A 1,861-nucleotide genomic window follows, 5' to 3' on the forward strand; every position below is an offset into this window, starting at 1 on the left:
TGTTGCCCGAAGATGTGGCGGCGCGGCTGATGGAAGCGGGTGTGGTGCCTTTTGCGGGGCTCAGCGAGGCCATTGCCGCCTGTGAGGCCGCCGGCATGCCGCTGCCGGAAGCGCCGGCACCGCTGCTGCTGCCGACACCGGCTGTTGAACCGGACCTGGTGCCCGAGGCCGAGGCCAAGTGGCAACTGGCAAGTTACGGGCTGCGCGTTCCGCGGTCCAAACGGGCGGCTTCAGCAACAAATGCCCGCGCGGTTGCCGTGGATGTCGGCTTTCCCGTTGTGCTGAAGGGCGAAGGTGTAGCCCATAAGACTGAAGCGGGCGCTGTGGCGCTGAACCTGAATTCCGGCCAGGAAGTGAGCGACGCCGCCTTCAGCATGCCGGCCTCGCGTTTCCTGGTCGAGGAAATGGTCACCGGCGCGGTCGCTGAACTGCTGATCGGCGTGGTCAAGGATCCGGCGCATGGCTTTGTCATGACGCTGGCAGCGGGCGGTACCCTGACTGAGCTGATGGAGGACAGCGCCTCCTTCCTGCTGCCCGCTTCGGATGCGGAGATCGAGGCTGCGCTTCAGTCTCTGCGCATGGCGAAGCTGCTGGACGGCTACCGCGGTGCCCCGGCAGCGGACCGTGAGGCGATCCTGCGCGCGATCCGGGCGGTGGAAGCCTATGTGATGGAAAACGCGCTCGGGCTGGAAGAGATCGAGATTAACCCGTTGCTTTGCACCCCCTCGGATGCGGTGGCAGCGGATGCGCTGATGCGCAGGAAGTATTGAGGCTTCGGCCTGAAACAGCAATGGCATGGAGCATGCCAGGAGGAGACGACATGAGCGACAGCCCCGTGAAAACCCGCCGTGACGGCGCCATTCTAGAAGTGGCGCTGGACCGGCCCAAGGCCAATGCCATCGACCTTAAGACCAGCCGGGTGATGGGGGACGTGTTCCGGGACTTCCGCGATGACCCGGAGTTGCGGGTGGCAATCTTGACCGGTGGCGGCGAGAAGTTCTTTTGCCCGGGCTGGGACCTGAAGGCGGCGGCTGGCGGCGATGCGGTGGACGGCGATTACGGCGTTGGCGGCTTTGGCGGGCTGCAGGAACTGCGAGACATGAACAAGCCGGTGATTGCCGCTGTGAACGGCATTGCCTGCGGCGGCGGGCTGGAGCTGGCTCTGTCAGCGGACATGATCATCGCCGCCGAACACGCCACATTTGCGTTGCCGGAAATCCGTTCTGGCACGGTGGCCGACGCGGCAAGTGTGAAGCTGCCCAAGCGGATCCCCTACCACATTGCCATGGAACTGCTGCTGACAGGCCGATGGTTCGATGCTGAAGAGGCCAACCGCTGGGGGCTCGTGAACGAGATCGTTGCGGCGGACCAACTGATGGACCGCGCCTGGGAGCTGGCGCGCTTGCTCGCGTCCGGCCCGCCGCTGGTTTATGCGGCGATTAAGGAGATCGTGCGCGACGCTGAGGACTCAAAGTTTCAGGATGCCATGAACCGCATCACGCAGCGCCAGCTGCAGACGGTGGATGTGCTTTATGGTTCCGAGGACAACCTGGAAGGCGCCCGTGCCTTTGCCGAAAAACGCGACCCGGTCTGGAATGGGCGCTGACGCAGAACTCCCGCCTACTTAGGAACATCTGAAGAAGTCCCTGCACAGTTGGGCCCGGCCCGGCGCTTTCTTTTCACTGAGAAGTTCTTGAGGAGCAGTCTGCTCCTCAAGCAGCCAGTTCGAGTGCGTTTCCTGTTCATTCCGCCTCAAGGAGCTGTGCCCATGCTGGCGCATGGCGGCCTGCGGCCGTCCTTGATCGGGAAAGAACAGAGGGGCTCACATCTTCTGAAACAAGGCGATCAGGGCGGTGTCGTT

The 1,861-nt window shown here is 63.6% G+C and carries 2 protein-coding genes; both read left to right on the forward strand.

The features are described 5' to 3' along the window. Window positions 1-770, forward strand: a 770-nt coding sequence (locus A2I95_RS34725) for an acetate--CoA ligase family protein (RefSeq protein WP_291737117.1), incomplete at its 5' end; no start/stop codon positions are given. A 50-nt stretch (window positions 771-820) separates the two neighbouring features. Further along, complete coding sequence (locus A2I95_RS34730) at window positions 821-1,606, forward strand: carnitinyl-CoA dehydratase (protein ID WP_291737118.1); 786 nt, start codon at window positions 821-823, stop codon at window positions 1,604-1,606. The last annotated feature ends 255 nt before the right edge of the window (window positions 1,607-1,861 follow it).

It is taken from the genome of Leisingera sp. F5 (genome assembly GCF_001593695.1).